Origin of the sequence: Streptomyces beijiangensis, from assembly GCF_017315755.1 — a bacterium.
In the GTDB taxonomy this organism is placed as follows: domain Bacteria; phylum Actinomycetota; class Actinomycetes; order Streptomycetales; family Streptomycetaceae; genus Streptomyces; species Streptomyces beijiangensis.
The window spans coordinates 1-5,632 of sequence record NZ_JAFLRJ010000467.1; the positions used below are offsets into that span (position 1 = coordinate 1).

Here is a 5,632-nt window from a genome sequence, read left to right on the forward strand (position 1 = left end):
AATCGCCGGACGGGCTATAAACAGCCCGTCCGGCGATTGAGGACAAGAGGCGGGGCTTTGCCCCGACACCTTGCCGAACTTGGCTCCGTACGCCATACAACGTGGCCATGGGCGCCCCCACCTGCACCGACCTACCCTTGCGCCCATGACCCCTCAGCCCAATCCGCAGGCCGGCGCCGCCGTGAAGGCCGCAGACCGCGCGCATGTCTTCCACTCCTGGTCCGCCCAGGGCCTGATCGATCCGCTCGCCGTCGCCGGCGCCGAGGGCTCGTATTTCTGGGACTACGACGGCAACCGCTACCTCGACTTCACCAGCGGCCTCGTCTTCACCAACATCGGCTACCAGCACCCCAAGGTCGTCGCCGCGATCCAGGAGCAGGCGGGGAAGATGACGACCTTCGCTCCCGCCTTCGCCGTCGAGTCGCGCTCCGAGGCCGCACGCCTCATCGCCGAGCGCACCCCCGGCGACCTCGACAAGATCTTCTTCACCAACGGTGGCGCGGAGGCCGTGGAGAACGCCGTCCGCATGGCGCGCCTCCACACCGGCCGCACCAAGGTGATGAGCGCCTACCGCTCGTACCACGGCGCCACCTCCGCCGCGATCAACCTCACCGGCGACCCCCGCCGCTGGCCCTCCGACACCGCGTCCGCCGGTGTCGTGCACTTCTGGGGCCCCTACCTCTACCGCTCGCCCTTCCACTCCGAGACCGAGCAGCAGGAGTGCGAGCGCGCCCTCCAGCACCTTGAGGACACCATCGTCTTCGAGGGCCCGGCGACGATCGCCGCGATCGTCCTGGAGACGATCCCCGGCACGGCCGGCATCATGACGCCGCCGCCCGGCTATCTCGCCGGTGTCCGCGCGCTCTGCGACCGCCACGGCATCGTCTTCGTCCTCGACGAGGTCATGGCCGGATTCGGTCGTACGGGCAAGTGGTTCGCGGCCGACCACTTCGACGTCACGCCCGACCTGCTGACCTTCGCCAAGGGCGTCAACTCGGGTTACGTACCGCTCGGCGGCGTCGCGATCTCCGCCGAGATCGCCGAGACCTTCGCCACCCGCCCGTACCCCGGCGGGCTGACGTACTCCGGCCACCCCCTGGCCTGCGCCGCCGCCGTCGCGACGATCACCGCGATGGAGGACGAGGACATCGTCGGCCAGGCCGCCCGCCTCGGCTCCGACATCCTCGGCCCGGCCCTCGCGGAGCTGGCCGAGCGCCACCCCTCGGTGGGCGAGGTGCGCGGCACGGGCGCGTTCTGGGCGCTGGAGCTCGTACGGAACAGGGAGACGCGCGAGCCGCTCGTCCCGTACAACGCCTCCGGCGAGGCCAACGCCCCGATGGCCGCCTTCGGGGCCGCCGCCAAGAAGAACGGCCTCTGGCCCTTCATCAACATGAACCGCACCCATGTCGTACCGCCGTGCAACATCACGGAGGCCGAGGCCAAGGAGGGCCTGGCCGCCCTCGACGAGGCACTCACCGTCGCGGACGAACACACGGCGCAGTGAAGGGAAAACAGCACAGCGTGTAATGGTTCTTCGTGCGGCTGCGGACCCCGCCGTAAGGTGTCCGCAGCCAGACGGAGGGGAAACAACCATGCCCGCGAGTGGAGCGGTGACCCGCAGCACCCTGCGGCAGCAGATCGCCGATGCGCTGCGTGACGAAGTGCTTGCGGGCCGTATGCAGCCCGGCGAGGAATTCACCGTCAAGCAGATCGCCGAGCAGTACGGGGTGTCAGCGACCCCCGTCCGCGAGGCGCTGGTCGATCTCTCCGCGCAGGGACTGCTCGACTCCGACCAGCACAAGGGCTTCCGGGTCCATGAGTTCTCGGTCGACGACTACCGGTCCATGGTCGAGGCGCGCTCGCTCATCGTCGACGGCGTCTTCCGCAAGCTGGTCTTCCGGGGCGCGCACCGCGAGGCCCTGGTGTCGGTACGGCGCAGGGCCGAGGAGGCCGCACGAGCGGCCAGAAGCGGTGACCTGGCGATACTCATCGGGTACGACCTGCGGTACTGGCGGGAGCTCGGCGCCCTCACCGGGAACACGCACATCGCGGAGTTCCTGAACCGGCTGCGCGTGCAGGGCTGGGTCTTCGCGGTCCCGTACCTGCGCGACCTGGGTGAGGACGACCTCTGCGCGGCGCTGTGGAGCGGCCACGAGGAGCTGGCGGACGCCCTGAGCCGCGGGGACCGCGAGGGGGCGTACGAGTCGATCGCGGAGTACAACGCGCACGGGCTGCGCTGGGCGGACGGGCTGAAGCCGTGACAGTGGCTGCGTTTTCTGGGGGACATCCCCCAGACCCCCTTCTTTCGGTGGTCGTCCCCGCGTACAACGAGGAGGAGCGGCTCGCGCCGACCCTGGATGCGATCTCCTCGTATCTGCAGGGGAGCTGGGAGCTGATCGTCGTCGACGACGGCTCCACGGACGGTACGGCGAGGATCGCCCGCGAGGCCTCGGTGCGCGATCCGCGCATCCGCCTGGTCAGCGCCGAGACCAACCGCGGCAAGGGCCACGCCCTGCGGCTCGGGGTGGCGGCCTCGCGAGGCGAGCGCGTGCTGGTCACCGACGCCGACCTGGCCACGCCCGTCGAGGAGCTCGACGGTCTGGTCAAGGAGATGGAGGCGGGCGGGCACGCGGCGGCGATCGGTTCGCGCGCGCACCCCGAGTCGAACGTCGAGGTGCACCAGATACGGGTCAGGGAGTGGATGGGGCGGCTCGGCAACGGGCTGATACGGGCCGTCGCCGTGCCCGGCATCCGCGACACCCAGTGCGGCTTCAAGCTGTTCGACGGGGAGAAGGCCAGGGAGGCCTTCGCGGACGCACGGCTCGACGGCTGGGCGATCGACGTCGAGATCCTGCAGTACTTCCGGCGCCAGGGCTGGCCGGTCGCCGAGGTCCCGGTGCGCTGGTCGCACCAGGAGGGCTCCAAGGTCGGGCCGCTGGCCTATCTGGGAGTGCTCGGCGAGCTGGCGAAGCTGAAGGCGCGGGCGCTGAACGGGGTCTCCCCTGCTCAATGGGGCCTCCCCTGCTCGAGCGAAGCCGAGAGCTTGGGGAAGAAGTTGAGAGCTTGGGGAAGGACGGACCTGGTGGTCTGCGGACTGTTCCTGCTCGGCTCGGTACTGCTGTACAAGAACCTCTGGACGGACCTGGACCACGGCTATCTGCGCGACTCCCTCCAGGACCAGAACCAGTGGGAGTGGTTCTTCGGCATCACCGCGCACCACGTGGCGCATCTGGAGAATCCCTTCTTCACGACCCTCCAGGGCTTCCCCGACGGGGTGAATCTGATGGGGAACACCCCGATGCTGGGGCTCTCCGTCCCGCTGACCCCGGTGACGCTGCTCTTCGGGCCGACGGTCGCCTGGGTGCTGGTGCTGACGGGCGGGCTGACCGCGACCGCCGCGAGCTGGTACTGGCTGTTCACGCGCCGTCTCGTACGCAACCGATGGGCGGCCGCCGTCGGGGGCGGGCTCGCCGCCTTCGCGCCGCCGATGATCTCGCACGGCAACGCGCACCCCAACTTCATGGTCCTGTTCATGATCCCGGTGATCATCGACCGGGCGCTGCGGCTCTGCGAGGGGAAGCGGGTGGTGCGGGACGGGGTGCTGCTCGGGCTCTTCACCACGTACCAGCTCTTCCTCGGCGAGGAGCCGTTCCTGCTGGCCTCGGTCGGGATGCTGCTCTTCGCGTCGGCGTACGCGCTGGCCGACCGCGAGGCCGCGCGGGCGGCGGTGCGGCCGCTGCTCAAGGGGCTCGGGATCGCCGCGATGACGGCGGTGCCGATCGTCGCGTACCCCCTGTACTGGCAGTTCTTCGGGGCGCAGAGCTACCACAGCGTGCTGCACGGCGACGGGGCAGGCAACAGCCCGCTGGCCCTGCTCCAGTTCTCCGGGCGCTCGCTGGCGGGCACCGACAAGACCGCGGACACGCTCGCGCTCAACCGCACCGAGCAGAACGCCTTCTACGGCTGGCCGCTGGTCGCCCTCGCCTTCGCGATCACGGTGCGGATGTGGCGGCACGCGGTGGTGAAGGCGTTCGCCTTCACGGCGTTCGCGGCGGCCGTGCTCTCCCTCGGCATCAAGATCCGTATCCCGTACACCGACTTCACCTTCACGGGTCCGTGGCGGGCCCTCGCCCACCAGCCGCTCTTCGAGTCGGTGATCGAGGGCCGGGTGGCGATGATCTGCGCTCCTGCGCTCGGGGCGCTGCTCGCGCTGGCGGTGGACCGGCTCGTGGTCGCCCGATCGTCGGCGAGTCGTGCGTACCAGGTGGTCGGGCTGCTCGCGGTGGCGGCCGCGCTGGTGCCGGTCCTCCCGACGTCGTACCCGGTCAGGGACCGGGAGCCGGTGCCGTACTTCTATGCCCACAGCCTGTGGAAGAAATACGTCACGCACGGCGAATCGGTGGTCGCTGTGCCGCTCCCCGACCCCGGCAGCGCGGAGGCGCTGCACTGGCAGGCGGACACGGGCTTCGGTTTCTCGCAGCCCGGCGGGTACTTCAACGGGCCGTGGGGCAAGGACCGCATGGGCATCTACGGCGCCGCGCCCCGCTTCACGTCCAACCTGCTGCGTGATGTGCGTTACGGCGGCGAGGCCAAGATCCCCACGATCGGGGCCAACTGGCAGGCCCAGGCGCGCTTCGATCTGGCCTTCTGGAAAGCGGGCGTCGTGGTGCTGACGCCGCAGCCCAACGAGGCCGCGCTCCACACGACGCTGTCGAAGCTCCTGGGGAACGCGGGGGAGCGGGTGGGGGGCGCATGGGTATGGGATGTGCGCGGGTTGCACTGAACCGCTGCACCGCTGAACCGACCGCACTGACCGGTGGTCTTCGCGGAACGTGCCTGTAGCACTACGCTGTCCCGACCATCGCACGAACCCGTCCGAGAGTGAGCCTCCCTTGGCCTGTGACCTGTGGCTGGTCCCCCTCGTCGATGTGCTGTGCCACAGCCCCGACAATCCCTTCGCCGAAGAGATCGCCGTATACGACAAGGCACTTGGCGAGGCCGGACTGCCGTCCGTCCCCGTCTTCGCCTATATGCCGGGCCTGTCCGGGGACGTCGCCCCGGTCGCGGGCTTCGACTACGACGCGCTGCACTTCCTGCGGCGGGCCTATCTGCTGAAGCTCTGCGGCCTGGAGGTCACGCCGGTCGACGAACTCGGCGGCGACTACGAACAGCTCCTGGAGATGTTCGAGTCGACGGCGCAGCAGTCGCATCTGGTCTGGCACTACGACCACGCGGGCGCGTATGTCCCCGTGGACTTCCCCTCGCCGCTCTCCAATGACGAACTCCTGGCGGGTGGCGGGCCCTTGGGCTCGGCACAGGGGCTGCTGCGGGAGCTGGAGTTCGTGGCGGAGTCGATCGGGATAGACCCGGCCAATCCGCCGTCGCCTCCGGAGCCACCGGACCGGCCGACATCGCTGGAGGAGCCGGCGGGGCCGATCCCGCACGACGAGAGTCCGTTCGCACGGGAGCGGCATGTCTGGCTGGGCCTGCATGCGGCATCCACGCGAAGCCTGGGCCAAGGCTCAATGATCATCTTCAGCTGACCCCCGCCAGTACGCGACCTTCGGCCGCGTGTCCTCAATCGCCGGACGGGCTTGTTTTTGCATGGGGCAGATCAAGCCCCTCCGGCGAT

General features: G+C 69.7%; 4 protein-coding genes. All 4 read left to right on the top strand.

The window, feature by feature from the left end:
* The first annotated feature begins 145 nt into the window (after positions 1-145).
* On the top strand, positions 146-1,504 hold the full coding sequence (locus J0695_RS34750) for an aspartate aminotransferase family protein (protein ID WP_206968760.1): 1,359 nt from the start codon (positions 146-148) through the stop codon (positions 1,502-1,504).
* 88 nt (positions 1,505-1,592) lie between these two features.
* Positions 1,593-2,261 carry a GntR family transcriptional regulator gene (locus J0695_RS34755; protein ID WP_206968761.1) on the top strand — a complete coding sequence of 223 codons (669 nt, stop codon included), beginning with the start codon at positions 1,593-1,595 and terminating at the stop codon, positions 2,259-2,261.
* A 47-nt stretch (positions 2,262-2,308) separates the two neighbouring features.
* Complete coding sequence (locus J0695_RS34760; protein ID WP_307798867.1) at positions 2,309-4,783, top strand: dolichyl-phosphate beta-glucosyltransferase; 2,475 nt, start codon at positions 2,309-2,311, stop codon at positions 4,781-4,783.
* 109 nt (positions 4,784-4,892) lie between these two features.
* The gene (locus J0695_RS34765; protein WP_206968763.1) at positions 4,893-5,543 is read left to right on the top strand and encodes a putative DNA-mimic protein; all 651 of its coding nucleotides are present in this window, start codon (positions 4,893-4,895) and stop codon (positions 5,541-5,543) included.
* Positions 5,544-5,632 lie beyond the last annotated feature (89 nt).

What these genes read in the sequence shown, in the direction of transcription:
- J0695_RS34750 (WP_206968760.1), top strand. Translation starts at nt 146, where the DNA reads ATGACCCCTCAGCCCAATCCGCAGGCCGGCGCCGCCGTGAAGGCCGCA.
- J0695_RS34755 (WP_206968761.1), top strand. Translation starts at nt 1,593, where the DNA reads ATGCCCGCGAGTGGAGCGGTGACCCGCAGCACCCTGCGGCAGCAGATC.